The organism is Chryseobacterium sp. CFS2, assembly GCF_036543225.1.
GTDB classification, from domain to species: Bacteria; Bacteroidota; Bacteroidia; order Flavobacteriales; family Weeksellaceae; genus Chryseobacterium; species Chryseobacterium culicis_A.
In genome coordinates this window covers 60,339-76,244 of sequence record NZ_JAZHQU010000008.1, presented here as the reverse complement: position 1 = coordinate 76,244, position 15,906 = coordinate 60,339, and the positions used below count along the sequence as shown (strand labels likewise).

General features: G+C 36.2%; 16 protein-coding genes. 9 read left to right on the top strand and 7 right to left on the bottom strand.

Annotation, left to right across the window (positions count from 1 at the left end; translation table 11 throughout):
* Positions 1–191 precede the first annotated feature (191 nt).
* The 8 genes from metK (at position 192) to porY (ending at position 6,719) form a co-directional block, all read left to right on the top strand.
* Complete coding sequence (metK, locus tag ODR02_RS18060; RefSeq protein WP_105684155.1) at positions 192–1,472, top strand: methionine adenosyltransferase; 1,281 nt, start codon at positions 192–194, stop codon at positions 1,470–1,472.
* Between the two features lie 85 nt (positions 1,473–1,557).
* Positions 1,558–2,049: a hypothetical protein gene (locus ODR02_RS18055; protein ID WP_209786753.1), complete on the top strand. Its 492-nt coding sequence runs from the start codon at positions 1,558–1,560 to the stop codon at positions 2,047–2,049.
* A gap of 192 nt (positions 2,050–2,241) precedes the next feature.
* Entirely contained in the window at positions 2,242–2,832 is a 591-nt protein-coding gene (locus ODR02_RS18050; protein ID WP_105684157.1) for an RNA polymerase sigma factor, read from the top strand.
* Positions 2,833–3,034: 202 nt separating this feature from the next.
* The gene (locus ODR02_RS18045; protein WP_105684158.1) at positions 3,035–3,730 is read left to right on the top strand and encodes a YjjG family noncanonical pyrimidine nucleotidase; all 696 of its coding nucleotides are present in this window, start codon (positions 3,035–3,037) and stop codon (positions 3,728–3,730) included.
* A 199-nt stretch (positions 3,731–3,929) separates the two neighbouring features.
* A complete protein-coding gene (locus tag ODR02_RS18040; RefSeq protein WP_309512969.1) occupies positions 3,930–4,379 on the top strand; it encodes a PepSY-like domain-containing protein in 450 nt (149 codons plus the stop codon).
* Between the two features lie 35 nt (positions 4,380–4,414).
* Complete coding sequence (locus ODR02_RS18035; protein ID WP_309512968.1) at positions 4,415–4,615, top strand: PepSY-like domain-containing protein; 201 nt, start codon at positions 4,415–4,417, stop codon at positions 4,613–4,615.
* Between the two features lie 137 nt (positions 4,616–4,752).
* Positions 4,753–5,424: a response regulator transcription factor gene (locus ODR02_RS18030; RefSeq protein ID WP_309512967.1), complete on the top strand. Its 672-nt coding sequence runs from the start codon at positions 4,753–4,755 to the stop codon at positions 5,422–5,424.
* Complete coding sequence (gene porY, locus ODR02_RS18025; RefSeq protein WP_309512966.1) at positions 5,424–6,719, top strand: sensor histidine kinase; 1,296 nt, start codon at positions 5,424–5,426, stop codon at positions 6,717–6,719. Before ODR02_RS18030 ends, porY begins: the two co-directional genes overlap by 1 nt.
* 46 nt (positions 6,720–6,765) lie before the next feature.
* Here porY and trpS read toward each other — a convergent pair whose 3' ends face one another.
* From trpS to ileS, 7 genes are all read right to left on the bottom strand, one after another.
* Positions 6,766–7,734 carry a tryptophan--tRNA ligase gene (gene trpS, locus ODR02_RS18020; protein ID WP_309512965.1) on the bottom strand — a complete coding sequence of 323 codons (969 nt, stop codon included), beginning with the start codon at positions 7,732–7,734 and terminating at the stop codon, positions 6,766–6,768.
* 301 nt (positions 7,735–8,035) lie between these two features.
* Positions 8,036–8,680: a SanA/YdcF family protein gene (locus ODR02_RS18015; protein ID WP_309512964.1), complete on the bottom strand. Its 645-nt coding sequence runs from the start codon at positions 8,678–8,680 to the stop codon at positions 8,036–8,038.
* Positions 8,681–8,694: 14 nt separating this feature from the next.
* Entirely contained in the window at positions 8,695–9,333 is a 639-nt protein-coding gene (locus ODR02_RS18010) for a lipoprotein signal peptidase (RefSeq protein WP_309512963.1), read from the bottom strand.
* On the bottom strand, positions 9,333–9,527 hold the full coding sequence (locus tag ODR02_RS18005) for a DUF2683 family protein (protein WP_309512962.1): 195 nt from the start codon (positions 9,525–9,527) through the stop codon (positions 9,333–9,335). Before ODR02_RS18005 ends, ODR02_RS18010 begins: the two co-directional genes overlap by 1 nt.
* Before the next feature lie 17 nt (positions 9,528–9,544).
* Positions 9,545–9,790, bottom strand: a complete 246-nt coding sequence (locus ODR02_RS18000; RefSeq protein WP_209786762.1) for a DUF6576 domain-containing protein — start codon at positions 9,788–9,790, stop codon at positions 9,545–9,547.
* 80 nt (positions 9,791–9,870) lie between these two features.
* Positions 9,871–10,251, bottom strand: coding sequence for a TraR/DksA family transcriptional regulator (locus ODR02_RS17995; RefSeq protein ID WP_002983772.1), 381 nt, complete (start codon positions 10,249–10,251; stop codon positions 9,871–9,873).
* A gap of 58 nt (positions 10,252–10,309) precedes the next feature.
* Complete coding sequence (ileS, locus tag ODR02_RS17990) at positions 10,310–13,705, bottom strand: isoleucine--tRNA ligase (protein WP_309512961.1); 3,396 nt, start codon at positions 13,703–13,705, stop codon at positions 10,310–10,312.
* A 447-nt stretch (positions 13,706–14,152) separates the two neighbouring features.
* Between ileS and ODR02_RS17985 the strand changes: the two genes are divergently transcribed.
* Positions 14,153–15,841: a M23 family metallopeptidase gene (locus tag ODR02_RS17985; RefSeq protein WP_309512960.1), complete on the top strand. Its 1,689-nt coding sequence runs from the start codon at positions 14,153–14,155 to the stop codon at positions 15,839–15,841.
* Positions 15,842–15,906 lie beyond the last annotated feature (65 nt).

Genomic DNA, 15,906 nt, shown 5'->3' with positions numbered 1-15,906 from the left:
AATTAATAAACAAAAGTTTTGAGTATTACGAAAATAGTGCTTAAATTTGCTGACGTTTATTACGAGGAAAAATTTGACCTGATTGCAACCTCTATAAAAATATGCTAAAACAGTATTCTTTTTTCTGGGCAATTTTATTTCATATTTTTCTTCAACACTATTTTTTAAATCTTTAAAAACAAAAGAATTATATGTCTTATTTATTTACATCTGAATCAGTTTCAGAAGGACATCCGGATAAAATAGCCGATCAGATTTCCGATGCATTAATCGACCATTTCTTAGCCTATGATAAAGATTCAAAAGTAGCATGTGAAACTCTTGTAACTACCGGACAGGTGGTATTGGCAGGAGAAGTAAAATCAGATGCTTACCTTGATGTACAGACCATTGCCAGAGAAGTAATCAATGGAATCGGATATACAAAAGGAGAATATATGTTTAATGGAGATTCTTGTGGAGTGATCTCTGCCATCCATGAACAGTCACCTGATATCAATCAGGGAGTTGACAGAGCCGTAAATGATGAGTCTTTTGAGGCTAAAGCAAATGCACAGGGAGCTGGAGACCAGGGAATGATGTTCGGGTATGCTACCAATGAAACGGCAAACTATATGCCTCTTGCATTAGATCTTGCCCACACAATCCTTAAAGAACTTTCTGCCATCAGAAGAGAAAATAAGGAAATCACTTACCTTCGTCCTGATGCGAAAAGCCAGGTAACTATTGAGTATTCTGATGATCACAAACCCATCAGGATTGATTCTATCGTAGTTTCTACTCAGCACGATGACTTTGGAGCGGAAGAAGAAATGTTGAACAAGATCCGTGAGGATATCAAAAATATTCTGGTTCCAAGAGTGGTTGCACAGCAAACAGAAGAAATCAAAGCTTTGTTCAATGATCAGATCAAATATCACATCAATCCTACAGGTAAATTCGTAATCGGAGGACCTCACGGAGATACTGGTCTTACAGGGAGAAAAATCATCGTTGATACCTACGGTGGTAAAGGCGCTCACGGAGGTGGTGCTTTCTCAGGAAAAGACCCTTCTAAAGTAGATAGAAGTGCTGCTTATGCAACAAGACATATTGCTAAAAACTTAGTGGCTGCAGGAGTGGCTGATGAAGTTTTGGTACAGGTTTCTTATGCAATCGGGGTAGCTGAACCTTGTGGTTTATATATCAACACTTACGGAACGGCAAAAGTAGATCTTCATGATGGAGACATTGCTAAAAAAGTTTCTGCTATTTTCGATTTAAGACCTTATGCAATCGAGCAGAACTTAAAATTAAGAAACCCTATTTATCAGGAAACAGCTTCTTACGGACATATGGGTAAAGAGCATTATGTGGCTGATAAAACGTTCAACAAAGGACAGAAAAACGAGATTACCTTAAAAGATCTTGAGTTCTTCACTTGGGAAAAACTTGACAAAGTAGAGGAAATTAAAACCGCTTTTGGAATTTAATTTCTCTTTAAAGAATAATAAATGAACTGCTTTATCTTTGGATAAGGCAGTTTTTTTTAATTTTACACCTTAATAATATAGAAAGATGATGAATTTTCGAACTGTAGTTGCTGCCCTGTCCCTGTTTTTGCTGAGTACATTGGTAAAAGCTCAATATACTATGCACAAAATGATCAGTGTGGGATATACTTACCAGAACCAGAGTTTTGGTGAAGTAGGGGGTAAATTGCTCTTCCTTAAAAATGATGATGTGATTTACAGATTGGGAGGATCTGCAATGATGGGATCTGTAGATTCAAAATTTGCTATTATGCCGAAACTGCAGGCTGATGTACTTCTTAATTTTCAGAAAAATGTAGATTTCTACCACTCTTATTACTTTTTAGCCGGAGTGGAGGGAACGAATAAATATATTGCCCCCAAAATAGGAGTTACCCTGTTTGGTATGCTGGACCTTACAGGAGGCTATGCTTTTCCCATCGGAGATACCCGATTGAATGGGAAAGAGATGAAAGGGTTAAATGTTAATTTTTCATTAAATATCCCTACAGTCTTGATTCATGACATGTTTAAATGATTTTTTTTAGATTTTTCTCTATAAAATTTAATAATAGGTTAACAGTTATTAAAAAATTATTATATTTACATCATAATAATTGTACCTGCCTATAGAAGAGACTCTACTCTAGAACTGTTTTGTTTATACAGCAAAGGCCAGATGAATATCTGGAGGAATACCTGTCTGCAAATATTTATATTGAGAAGAGTTATGAAATCAAAATCGGATAGTTTACTAATTTCCCTTTACCAGAAAGGAGACGAGGGCGCATTATCAACCCTTATTCACCGACATCAGAGAGAACTTTTTACATTCATTTTTTACAAAATTAATGATGAAGATTTGGCCAACGATATCTTTCAGGATACTTTCATGAAGATTATTGTGATGCTGAAAGAAGGACGCTATAACGAAGAAGGTAAATTTATTCTTTGGGCAAAAAGAATTTCCCACAATTTAATCATCGATCATTTCAGGTCTAAAGCCAAGAATATCAAAGTTTCAGAAACTACTTTTGAAACGGATGAATATTCTATTTTTGATTTGATCAGAGAGCCTTCGGAAAACATTGAAGATCAGCTGGTAACCAATCAGATTCAGGAAGATCTTCTAAGGATGTTACAGTTTTTACCACAAAACCAGCAGGAGGTAATCAAACTGAGATTTTTTGACGGCTTGAGTTTCAAAGAAATTGCAGACCATACCGAGATGAGTATTAATACAACTTTGGGCAGAGTAAGATATGCGCTCATTAACCTGAGAAAAATCATGGATGAAAACAATATAATATTAACCAGATAGATAATATTTAGTGAAATTTCACGTTTTAAGGAAAACATACTTCGCTTATGAAAAAAAATGACTCCTTAAAAGTGAAAACTTTGAAACCTAAGAAACAAACAATTGATTTTTTGCTGAATTTTTCTAAAAGCCTTGAAATTGTGAAAAGCAAGAGCAAAAATTATCCTATTACAAAAAATTAAAATTATTAACTTTGTGCTGTATGAAAATGCAGCATGTTTTTTTTGACCTGGATAATACACTCTGGGATCACCGCAGAAATGCCTACCTTACCATCAAAGACCTTTTTGAAAAACAGGAAATAACTTCGAAGTATCATATTGACTTTGAGGAGTTTCATTCTGTTTATCACGATATCAACGAAGAATTGTGGGAAAAGATCAGAGACGGAATTATTGGCAAAGAGTACTTGAGAGAACACCGTTTTTATGATTCATTTAAACATTTTGGAATAGATAATAAAGAGCTTGCCCTTTATTTTGAAGAAAACTTCCTTGATAATATTGTGAGTCATAATGAACTGGTAGAAGGAGCAGAAGATGTTTTGGAATATCTGAAAGCTAAGAATTATACATTACACATTATTTCCAACGGATTTCAGGAGGTGACAGAAAGAAAATGTACCCTATCAGGAATCGCTCCCTATTTTAAAACAATTACCAGTGCCGATGCTGTGGGAGTAAGAAAACCTAATCCAAGGATTTTTGAATACTCTCTGGGACTTTCTGAAGCCAGAAAAGAAGAAAGTATTCTGATCGGGGACGACTGGATTGCTGATGCCCTTGGAGCAACTGATTTTGGAATGGATGCCATCTTTTTCGATGTCTATAAAGAAGATAAGCAGAAAGAAGGATTAAAAGCCATTACCCATCTTCAGCAGATTAAAGAATATTTATAAAGTGTAAGATTTTACCATCTATAAAAAAGCCATTAAGTTGATCTTAATGGCTTTTCTGTTTTCAGTGAATTCTGGAGAGATGATCTGTGAATGCATTAAACTTTAAGGGAGTTATTTTTTATTGAAATCTGTTTTCCCAATTCTTTCCCAATTTGATGATGAACTTTGCAGCATAATAACAACAAAAAAATTTAATAGTATGAAAAATGTAAAGAAAATCACCGGAGTATTAATGATCATATTTTTATTAATTGGAGGTTGGGTTTCTGCTCAGGATAGAGCAATCACTGCGAATCAGTTACCGAAAACGGCTAAAAACTTTCTTGCTTCCCATTTTAAAGGAATTCCTGTAAACTCAGCATTAGAAGACAGAGAAATCTATGGAGTAGACGAATACAAAGTATATCTTACCAATGGAATGAAAATAGAGTTCGACAGCAGTGGAAACTGGAAAGAAGTAGATGGTAAACACCAGAAGGTTCCGTATGGTTTCATCCCTGCATCAATCAGAAATTACAGCAGCAAGAATTTCCCTAATACTTACATCATTAAGATGGAAAAGAAAAGATGGTCTTATAAAGCAGAACTTTCCAACGGATTGGAGCTTGAATTTGACAGAAACGGGAATTTTAAAAAAATCGATGATTAACATTTAACCGAATACAAACACCAAATATTAATAGTATGGTCAACTGGAATTTAATAAACAGCAACGGAAGAACGATTTCTTCTGCCCAGATTAGAAAAAATATAGTTTCATTTATGACAAGAAACTATCCTTGCAGCATCATTGACTCTATTGAACGAAAATATAACGCTTATAAAATTCATCTGATGAATGGTTTGTGTCTTGTGTTTGATGCAGACGGGCGATTTGTTAAGTAAGAAGCCGGAGGCAGGAAGAGGGAAGTGATGGATGGCGATATAAAAAACTTCTCACTTCCTGCTTTCATTCTTCCCGCTTTTAATTTCTTATATTTGATAGAAGTTAATCATACAGCAGAGCATATAGATCCGGAAATATGAAGATTTTAATTGTAGAAGATGAGCCCGCACTGAAAGATACAATACAGAAATTTCTGGAATCAGAACATTTCATTGTAGAATATGCGGAAAATTACAGCAGCGGACTGGAGAAAATTATTTCGTATGAATACGACTGTATTTTGCTGGATATTATGCTGCCTGACGGAAACGGTATCGATCTTCTTAAAGAGATCAAAAAAATGCACAAGAAAGATCCGGTAATCATTCTTTCTGCCAAAGATTCTGTAGATGATAAAGTGACCGGACTGGAAATAGGGGCTGATGATTATCTGGCCAAGCCTTTCCACCTTGCAGAGCTGATGGCGAGAATCAAATCTGTGATCAGAAGAAAAAATCAGGATGGTGAGAATATTATCCGCTATAAAAATATAACTATTAATCCGGAGCACAGAACGGTGAAAGTGGGTGATGAGGAGCTTGTCCTTAACCGTAAAGAATATGACCTTTTGTATTATTTTGTCATCCATCCGGAAAAAACCTTACAGAAAACAACGTTGGCTGAAGCAATCTGGGGAGATTATATCGATCAGGCAGACAGTCTGGATTTTATTTATTCCCAGATTAAAAATCTTCGTAAAAAATTAAAAACCCTCCATGCAGAAGCTGATTTCCAGGCTGTGTATGGAATAGGATATAAATTTATCTGATGAAAACCTCATTAAAATATTACACCATAAAATATCTGATCATGATCCTGCTGTTGATTATCGCAGTATGGGCAGGGTTATTTTATGCCTATATTCTGGATGAAGTGCATGATAATGTGGATGACGGGTTGAGGGATAGAAAGATTCAGATTATTAAAGCGGTGTATCTTAACCCTGAGTTGTTGAAGAATAAGGAGTTTGGTTTTAATGAGTTTAAAATCAATCCGATTAAACCCGAAGAGTATCAAAACAAAAGCAGGCTGTACAACAAGATGTACTACATGGAGTATGATGATAAAGACCAGCCTTACAGAGTGTTGGAAGCAGACTTTATCGATCAGTTCAAAGATCATAGACGGCTTGTCATAAGAACTTCAACGGTAGAAGAAGATGAGTTGATATATGATCTTACAACAGCATTGATTGTCCTTTACATCCTTTTGGTTATCAGCATTGTAGCGGTTAATGGTTATCTGCTTAATAAAGCTATGAGACCTTTTTACCAGATTCTGGAGAAGCTTAAGAAATATCAGTTCGGAATTCCTTTTTCCCAGGAAAAACAGAATTACAAGATCACAGAGTTTGAAGAATTAAATGTGGAAATCAATGAAATGATTGAGCGTAATGAACTTGTTTTTTATCAGCAGAAACAGTTTATTGAAAATGCTTCCCATGAACTTCAGACACCTTTGGCTATTGTGATTAATAAAATTGACCTTTTGATTCAGAATGATGATCTGGACAAAAAGAGTATGACCTTTCTTACCGAAGTTAAAAATGACCTGAGAAGAATGGTGGGACTGAATAAATCTTTATTAATGCTTTCTAAAATTGAAAATAGTCAGTTTAATAGAACTTCAGACGTTGATTTTAACGGAATGGTTACCCAGCTCGTTCAGAATTATGAAGACTTTATTGCGTTTAAAAAAGTAGAAGTCAATATTATTGAGAAAGGAAAATTTATTGCAGACTTTAATCAGGATCTTGCAGATATTCTGTTATCAAACCTCCTTAAGAATGCCGTTAAATATAACAATGAAGAAGGAACTTTAAATATTATCATTGAAAATAACAGAATAACATTCCAAAACAGCGGAGCATCCATCCCTTTGGATAAATCCAGAATTTTTAACCGGTTCTATAAGCAGGGATCAGATCATACCTCTACCGGGCTGGGGCTATCTATCATCAAAACCATTATCAAACAATATCCGGGTTGGGATATTACTTATGAATTCGGGGATCAGATGCATTACTTTATCCTTACAAAGAATAATAATAGCTTCAATAAATAGAAAAAGCCTTTCGTTTGAAAGGCTTTCTTATGTAGGTAACTCAGAATTAAAATCCTAAGCTTGTTCTTACTCTTTTAAGAGTTTCCAGAGCAATAGGTCTGGTTTTCTCCGCACCTTGCTGTAATTTTGCTTCCAACTCATCTAGATTGCTCATATAATAAGCAAACGTTTCTCTTTCTTTGGCAAAGCGTATCAGGATAAGATCCAGCAACTCTTTTTTAGCATGTCCGTATCCGAAGTTTCCGGCAAGATACTTTGCTCTTAATTCCTCAGTTTGCTCAGGCGTTGCAATCAATTCATAGATCTGGAAGGTTTTATCCGTTGCAGGATCTTTAGGCTCCTCCAGAGATTTAGAATCCGACTCAATGCTCATCACTTGTTTTTTCAGCTCTTTTTCAGGTAAGAAAATATTGATAATATTTCCCATTGATTTAGACATTTTACGCCCATCAGTTCCAGGAACATATTTAGTGTCCTGCTGAAGTTCCGCCTGTGGTAAAACAAGAACTTCACCCATTTGGTTGTTAAATCTGGACGCTACATCTCTTGCAATTTCCAAATGCTGAAGCTGATCTTTTCCTACAGGAACAATCTCTGCATCATACAGCAAAATATCTGCAGCCATCAAAATTGGGTAAGTAAACAGACCTGCATTTACATCCTGCAATCTATCTGCTTTATCCTTGAATGAATGCGCCAATGTTAATCTTTGATAAGGAAAAAAACATGATAAATGCCAAGAAAGTTCACAGGTTTCAGCGATATCACTTTGTCTGTAGAAATATGTTTTTTCAGTATCTAATCCACAAGCAAGCCAAGCCGCAGCAATCTCGTAGGTATTTTGTCTTAAAGTCTGCGCATCTTTAATCTGTGTAAGCGTATGAAGATTCGCAATAAATAAAAATGATTCATTTCCTTCCTGCTTGGATAGTTCAATAGCAGGAATAATTGCCCCTAGTAAATTTCCAAGATGGGGTGTGCCGGTGGCTTGAATGCCGGTAAGAATTCTTGACATTTGTTTAAAATTTATATTTAAAAATTAATGAATAGCAAATTTACGAGGTTTGACGGAATAAAGAAAGATAAAAGATAAAAGATAAAAGATAAAAGATAAAAGATAAAAGATAAAAGATAAAAGATAAAAGATAAAAGATAAAAGATAAAAGATCTTGTTATTAAAATTCAATAGAGGTGGGCTTTAGCCCAGCTAATGATAAATCACCTTTCCATTGACTTTAGCCAAAACCTATCAACCTTCAATAATTTATATGCCTTTACGCATCATCCGTGAAAATCCGTGAAATCTGTGGGAAATATTAAGGAATCACAATCTTCTCTCCTCCAAACTTCGGTTCCACTCCAAAAAGAAGATCCCAATAGGCCTTAGCTTTCGCAAAATACTCTCTCAAATTGGTTTTTAAGCCTGCATATTTATTCACATCAGCAGCATTATATCCAAAGGCTTCCATTCCATTTTTTCTGGCGAGGAAAACGGCTCTTTCATTGTGGAATTTCTGAGAGATAATAACCAGTTTCGTCTGGCTGAAAATATCTTTTGCTCTTACCACAGAATCCAGTGTTCTGAATCCGGCGTGATCCAGAATAATTTTATCCTTTGGAACTCCACTCTGCATTAATGCCAGCTGCATATCTTCAGGTTCATTATAATCTTTGGTGCTGTTGTCTCCACTGACGATAATGTACTGTATTTTTCCGCTTTTATATAAATTGCTTGCAGCCTTAATTCTGTTATAGAAATAAGCATTTGGAGTTCCGTTGCTCAAAAGCTTTCCTGTTCCTAATAAGAGTGCGGCTTTTGCTTCCGGTACATCAGTGATGTTATAAGAAACAAATGGTTCGCTGTCTTTTTTGATGCTGTAATTCGCCCAGGCAATAAAAATAATTCCTGCAACGAAAAGAAGCAGGAAAATTTTAAAAATATTTTTGATTATTTTTTTCATCCGAAATATATCGTTTAAAACTCCAGACCGTTCGGGAAAGCTTTCTTTCTGAATATTAATAAGAATGCTGCTCCTACAGTAATGGCAGAATCTGCAACATTGAAAATATATTTGAAAAACTCAAGGTGTTTTCCTCCTATCAAAGGCCAGCTTTCAGGAACATTCCAGTCTACCAATGGGAAGTGAAGCATATCTACCACACACCCTTTCATAAAAGTAGAATATCCGTGTCCGAAAGGAGCAAATTTAGAAATACCGCCATAGCCGATCCACCGGTCTATGCTAGGGTCGTATACGGTTCCGCTGTCGAAGATCATTCCATAGAACATTCCGTCAATAAGATTTCCGATGGCTCCTGCAAAGATAACAGCCATTGGAATCAAGAGGTAATTGGAAGCTCCTTCCTTTAACCATTTTTTAAACATATAGACCATTCCTCCGATCAGGAAGATTCTTAGGATCACCAGAAAATACTTCCCGATGATACCTCCGAAGTGAAATCCATAAGCCATTCCCGGATTTTCCACAAAGGTTAGCTTAAAACCTGGCAGAACAGTAATGCTGTCATCCAGATTAAAATGGGTTTTAATATAAATTTTCGAAGCCTGGTCAATTAATAACACCAAAAATGTTATCGCTAAGATCTTTTTCATTATTGCCCTTTAGGTTTTGAAGGCTTTGCAGCCGGCTTTACATTTTTATTGTCGCTTGCTTTCTTGACTACTTTCTGCCCGTTATATGAACTTTTAACATGAGCTTTTTCAAATTTAATGTTCATTTCTTTAAGGACACCTTTCAGTGCACTAAGCTCCATTGCATTTTTTGGATGTACTATAATAGATTCCATTTCTTATTATTTAATTTTTACATTTTGGACAATTCATCAAGTCTTTTTCTATCTTTTTCAGACAGATCATTGACTCCGTTTTTGCCCATCTTACTCAAAAGTCTGTCGATCTCTTTCTCCCTTTCACGTTTATTAGAATTGAATTGATCATCAATCGTATAGTTTTTCTGCTGTTCAGGAAAGAATCTGTTTTTGATCCATTCTCTATTGAAAAACAGTAATACTAAGGCGATAACGAATCCCAAAATTAATAATTCGCTCATGGGTATACATTAAAAATTAGGTTTATAAAGTATCCGTGAATACGATATAAACCCAATATTATTTTTTACAAACCTTACGGTTATTTTTGCATGTTTTTCGCTTCGATGCTCAGTGTAGCATGAGGAACGGCTAAAAGTCTTTCCTTAGGAATCAGTTTTCCTGTTACTCTACACACACCATACGTTTTATTTTCGATTCTGATCAAAGCATTTTTAAGGTCACGCACGAATTTTTCCTGTCTTCCTGCTAAAATAGAGTTTTGCTCTTTGCTCAGCGTTTCTGCTCCTTCTTCAAAAGCTTTGAAGGTAGGAGAGGTATCATCAGTTCCGTTATTCTGGTCATTGATGAAACTTTCTCTGATAAGCTGAAGATCTTTTTCTGCTTTTTCTATTTTTTCTTTAATGATCGCTTTAAATTCCTGTAAATCAGCATCGCTGTATCTAACTCTTTCGTCTGACATATTCTTTCTCTTTTTTAATAAAATTATGAAATGGAATTTGAAATATAATAACTACATGTTAATTTTTTTCAACATTTATCTTAAAATTAACCTCATCTATTTCGATTTCGTTAAAATTTGAAAGTGAAGATACAATTTCTATTTTATTTGACAAGACTTCAGAAGAAATATATTCCTCATTTTTCTTAATATCACTTAGGAAAGGAGTACTTTCTTCTAGTGTGATTGAAATTCTGTCTGTCAGTTCAAAGTCTTTATCTTTTCGCAGGTTTTGAATTCTGTTAATAAACTCTCTTGCGATCCCTTCAGATTTTAATTCATCGGTTAACGTCAAATCTAATGCCACAGTTGTTTTACCATCGGAAGTAACAGTCCATCCCGGGATGTCTTTTGTAGAAATTTCCACATCGTTAAGAGTAATTTCATATCCCTGAACATCTATTTTTCCTTCTTTTTCAAGACTGGCAATCTGTTCTGTAGTAAGATTGGCAATTTCGGCACCTACCACCTTCATATCTTTTCCTAATTTAGGACCAAGCGCTTTGAAGTTGGGCTTTATCTGTTTTACAATTAAGTGAGAGGCTTCTTCAGCATTGATTAACTGTAATTCTTTCACGTTTACTTCCTGTTTGATAAGATCTGCCACAGCAAGAATCTGTTCTTCTGTTTTAGAATCCAGTACAGGAACCAATACTTTTTGTAACGGCTGACGAACTTTTACATTTTCTTTCTTTCTCAGAGAGAATACCATACTTGTAATGTTCTGAGCTAAGTGTGTTTTCTCCACCAGATCCTGATCGATTAAGCTTTCATCAGCTACCGGGAAGTCTGTAAGGTGTACAGATTCACAGTTTTCTTTTCCGGTTACTTTATTTAAATCCTGGTATAACTGATCCATAAAGAACGGAGCAATAGGAGCAGATAGTTTAGCAACTACTTCAAGACAGGTATATAAAGTCTGATAAGCAGATATCTTGTCATCAGAATAATCTCCTTTCCAGAAACGTCTTCTGCACAATCTTACATACCAGTTACTCAGATTGTCATTGACAAAGTTACTGATCGCTCTTGCCACTCTTGTTGGCTCATAGTCTTCATAGAATGCTTTTACTTCTTTGATTAAAAGGTTCAGCTCAGAAAGGATCCATCTGTCAATTTCAGGACGGTTTTCCACTTCTTTTTCCGAATAGTTGAATCCATCAACGTTTGCATACAGTGTAAAGAATGAATAAGTATTGTAAAGTGTTCCGAAGAACTTTCTTCTTACTTCGTCAATTCCTTCAATGTCAAACTTCAGGTTTTCCCATGGGTTTGCATTGGAGATCATATACCAACGGGTAGCATCCGGTCCGTATACAGAAAGTGTTTCGAACGGATCTACAGCATTTCCTAAACGTTTTGACATCTTCTGTCCGTTCTTATCCAGAACAAGACCATTACTCATTACATTTTTATAAGCAACAGAATCAAACACCGCAGTTCCGATGGCGTGAAGCGTATAGAACCATCCACGGGTCTGGTCAACACCTTCTGCAATGAAATCAGCCGGGAATGCTTTATTGTTGTCAATTAATTCTTTGTTTTCAAAAGGATAATGCAACTGCGCATAAGGCATAGAACCTGAATCGAACCAAACATCAATCAGGTCACTTTCACGTCTCATTGCTTTTCCTGAATCAGAAACCAATACTACTTTGTCTACTACGTTTTTGTGAAGATCCACAAGCTCATAATTAGACTCAGCCATATTTCCGATGATGAAACCTTTGAACGGGTTTTCAGTCATCAGTCCTGCAGCAATGGATTTCTCGATTTCATTGTATAGCTCTTCTACAGAACCGATGATCTTTTCTTCTTTCAGATCGTCTGTTCTCCAGATTGGCAACGGAATTCCCCAATATCTAGAACGGGAAAGGTTCCAGTCGTTTACATTCTCCAGCCAGTTGGCAAAACGTCCTTCTCCGGTAGCTTTCGGCTTCCAGTTGATTTCTTTGTTTAAATTAACCAGTCTGTCTTTTACAGCTGTCATTTTCACAAACCAGGAATCCAAAGGATAATACAATACCGGTTTATCTGTTCTCCAGCAGTGTGGATACGAGTGGACATATTTTTCTACTTTGAAGGCCTTGTTCTCTGTTTTCAACAGGATCGCAAGTTCTACATCCCATGATTTCTCAGGAGAAGTTCCTTCATCGTAATATTCGTTTTTGATATAGGTTCCGGAGAATACCTCTGGAACATTTTCTCCTTTGATGAATCTACCCTGTAAATCTACTAATGGTACAAGGTTATCATTTTCATCTTTTACCAACATTGGCGGAATCTCAGGCTGAGCCATTTTAGCAACTCTCGCATCATCCGCACCGAAAGTAGGTGCCGTGTGAACGATACCAGTACCATCCTCCGTAGTTACGAAATCCCCTAAGATCACTCTGAATGCATTTTCAGCATTATCGTTTGGCGTAAACCAAGGAACTAATTGTTCATATCTCGTGTCAACAAGTTTTTCTCCAGTAAACTCTTTTAAAACCTTGAAAGGAATTACTTTAGTTTCCGGAGTATAGTTGGCAAAATATTCATCTGTACCTTCTGCATATTTTTTACCGAAAACCTTAGGTAAAAGAACTCTTGATAAAACAACTGTTACGGGTTCAAATGTATATTGATTGAAAGTTTTAACTACAACATATTCTATATCTCTACCTACAGTAAGAGCGGTATTGGATGGCAGCGTCCATGGAGTCGTCGTCCATGCAAGGATATGTACATCTCCGTCAACATCATTGAACAATGCTGAAGAGTCTTTCTTTACTTTAAACTGAGCCACAACCGTTGTATCTGAAACATCACGATAGGTTCCGGGCTGATTCAGCTCGTGAGAAGAAAGTCCTGTTCCTGCTTTTGGAGAGTAAGGCTGGATGGTGTACCCTTTGTACAACAAGTCTTTGCTATACAATTGTTTCAATAACCACCAAACGGTTTCCATATATTTTGACTTGTACGTGATGTACGGATCATCAAGATCTACCCAATATCCGATTTTTTCGGTAAGGTTGTTCCAAACGTCTGTATAACGCATTACTGCTTCACGGCAAGCTTTGTTATAGTCTTCAATAGAGATTTTTTTGCCAATATCTTCTTTAGTGATTCCTAACTCTTTTTCTACACCCAGTTCCACAGGAAGACCATGCGTATCCCATCCTGCCTTACGGAAAACCTGCTTTCCGTTTTGAGTCTGGTAACGGCAGAAAATATCTTTCAATGCTCTTGCCATTACGTGGTGAATTCCAGGCATACCGTTTGCTGAAGGCGGACCTTCATAAAAAACAAACTCAGGATTTCCCTGACGAATCTCAACACTCTTATTGAAAGTTTTATTTTGTTTCCAAAATTCCGCTACATTCTCTGCTACGTCAATAAGGTTGAGGTTTTTGTATTCTTTAAATTGGCTCATTGTAAATATCTCAATATCGTTGATTAATTAAGTCTGCAAATTTACTAAAATTTGTCGGTTTATAATATATGTTTTATTTTGATATCTTCTATTAAAAAGTTCAATTTCAGAAATATAATAAAGAAAGTGAGAAAACGTGAATGGTGAATGGTCAATAAGTGAATTTTTCTGGGTGTTTTTTATATGAAATTTAATGCAATTTATTCAATAGGAGCGGACTTTAGCCCGCTTAAATAATAAAAACAAATCCAACGGCTTTAGCCAAAACCTAATGATTGCGCAAAGTTCACAAAGATCTATGGATAATGTAAGATCGGTCGCAAAGGAGTTTCACTCAGCAGAGGAAATAGGGGTAAAAACAAAATTGGTTTGAAAAAGGCTGGTGCAGCAACCGCTTATTGGCTGGAATTTTGTACATTTAAGTAGACCTATAAACCCAAATGCTGTATGAAAATCTTTTATCACTTGATGCTTTTTGTTTGTTTTATCAACACAGGCATTGTACAGGCTCAAAATAATTATCCACAGAATTATTTCCGGAATCCACTCAATATTCCCATGCAGCTGGCAGCTAACTTCGGAGCAATCCGTACGAATCATTTTCATATGGGACTGGATCTGAGAACAAACAGCCAGGAGAATTTACCGGTTCTTGCAGCAGCAGAAGGTTATGTGAGCAGAATCAAAGTGGAGCGGTATGGATTTGGAAACGCCATATACATTACCCATCCCAATGGATATACTACGGTGTATGCCCACCTGAACAAATACTTCAACACGCTCGATGAATATGTAAAAGAAAAACAATATAAAGATGAAAAGTGGGAGCAGGACATAACGTTTCAGCCTGGGCAGTTTCCTGTGGAGAAAGGGCAGCAAATTGCCTTGAGTGGAAATACCGGAGGATCCGCAGGTCCGCATCTGCATTTTGAAATAAGAGATAACAAAACAGAAGAGTGTCTTAATCCGTTACTTTTTGGATTTGCTATCCCTGATAATATAGCACCAATTATCAGTGGATTGTATTGGTATGACCGACGTTTCAGTACTTATGAACCCGGAGCTAACGCAATTGCAGTGAAAAAAACTGGAAGTGGCTATAGTGCTGATGTAATCCGTGTAAACTCGCCTTTAATAAGTTTTGGAGTGAAAGCCGTAGATAAAGCCAACAAAGGATTTAATCTTGGAATTTATCAGGCTGAATTGCTAATGGATGGCAAGCTGATTTACAGTTTTAAAATTGATAAAATCCACTATGATGATACCCGTTATATCAATGGCCGTATAGATTATCCTAAATTCATCAGAGATAAAATGGGAATTCAGCACCTTGCTGATTTACCCGGAATGAAACTTCAGAATTACAGCCTTCCTGATCAAACAGGGATTATCAAACTTCAGGATGAAAATGTGCATACCATTGAAATTGTTCTGAAAGATGTCAAAGGAAATAGAAGCCGGTTAACAACAAAAGTTCAGTTGAACAAAACCTCAGACAAAGTGCCTTCCACAGGGAAAATGGTAACACCTAATGAAGGAAAAACTATTACCACTGAAAATTCGGAGATTACTTTCAGTAAAAATGCGGTCTATGATGCGGTCAATTTCAATGCCTATGAAAAGGCGGAGGCAGATCCCAATACAGCTTCAAACAGTATTATTTTACACAGTTCCTATATTCCGGTTCACGATGAATATACTTTAAAAATAAAGCCTAATAGGAAATTAACCAATGCAGAAAAAGATAAAGCCGTTATTGTCCTTGACTATGGCAGCGATAAAACCGTTGTCAAGGTAAAATGGAATGGTGACTGGGCAGAAGGGAAATTCAACAGATTGGGTACAGCGAAATTATTGATAGACATTAGTTCTCCATCCGTTTCATCCGGCTGGGCAGAAGGAGCATTGGTGAATAGCGGTTCTTTATTGCTCAAAGGAACAACGAAAACAGGAGGTATTGTTTCATTCCGTGCAGAACTGGATGGTAAATGGCTTCGTTTTGCCCGTGTAAAAGATAATTTTGTTTACACATTTGACGAAAAGTGCCCCAAAGGATCAGGTTCTCATACTTTAAAGGTAACCACATCGAATACCGCCGGAAATACAAACATACAAACCTTTACCTTTCAGAGATAAATAATCTTTTAATACTTAAATCTTTTAATTTTAATTAAATAAATTTGCCTTTTAAAAATTAAAAT

Coding starts and splice junctions, on each gene's coding strand:
- ileS (WP_309512961.1), bottom strand. CDS start 13,705: ATGAGCCAATTTAAAGAATACAAAAACCTCAACCTTATTGACGTAGCA.
- ODR02_RS18015 (WP_309512964.1), bottom strand. CDS start 8,680: ATGAAAAAAATAATCAAAAATATTTTTAAAATTTTCCTGCTTCTTTTC.
- ODR02_RS18055 (WP_209786753.1), top strand. CDS start 1,558: ATGATGAATTTTCGAACTGTAGTTGCTGCCCTGTCCCTGTTTTTGCTG.
- ODR02_RS18010 (WP_309512963.1), bottom strand. CDS start 9,333: ATGAAAAAGATCTTAGCGATAACATTTTTGGTGTTATTAATTGACCAG.
- metK (WP_105684155.1), top strand. CDS start 192: ATGTCTTATTTATTTACATCTGAATCAGTTTCAGAAGGACATCCGGAT.
- ODR02_RS18035 (WP_309512968.1), top strand. CDS start 4,415: ATGGTCAACTGGAATTTAATAAACAGCAACGGAAGAACGATTTCTTCT.
- ODR02_RS18045 (WP_105684158.1), top strand. CDS start 3,035: ATGAAAATGCAGCATGTTTTTTTTGACCTGGATAATACACTCTGGGAT.
- trpS (WP_309512965.1), bottom strand. CDS start 7,734: ATGTCAAGAATTCTTACCGGCATTCAAGCCACCGGCACACCCCATCTT.
- ODR02_RS18030 (WP_309512967.1), top strand. CDS start 4,753: ATGAAGATTTTAATTGTAGAAGATGAGCCCGCACTGAAAGATACAATA.
- ODR02_RS17995 (WP_002983772.1), bottom strand. CDS start 10,251: ATGTCAGACGAAAGAGTTAGATACAGCGATGCTGATTTACAGGAATTT.
- ODR02_RS17985 (WP_309512960.1), top strand. CDS start 14,153: ATGAAAATCTTTTATCACTTGATGCTTTTTGTTTGTTTTATCAACACA.
- ODR02_RS18005 (WP_309512962.1), bottom strand. CDS start 9,527: ATGGAATCTATTATAGTACATCCAAAAAATGCAATGGAGCTTAGTGCA.
- ODR02_RS18000 (WP_209786762.1), bottom strand. CDS start 9,790: ATGAGCGAATTATTAATTTTGGGATTCGTTATCGCCTTAGTATTACTG.
- porY (WP_309512966.1), top strand. CDS start 5,424: ATGAAAACCTCATTAAAATATTACACCATAAAATATCTGATCATGATC.
- ODR02_RS18040 (WP_309512969.1), top strand. CDS start 3,930: ATGAAAAATGTAAAGAAAATCACCGGAGTATTAATGATCATATTTTTA.
- ODR02_RS18050 (WP_105684157.1), top strand. CDS start 2,242: ATGAAATCAAAATCGGATAGTTTACTAATTTCCCTTTACCAGAAAGGA.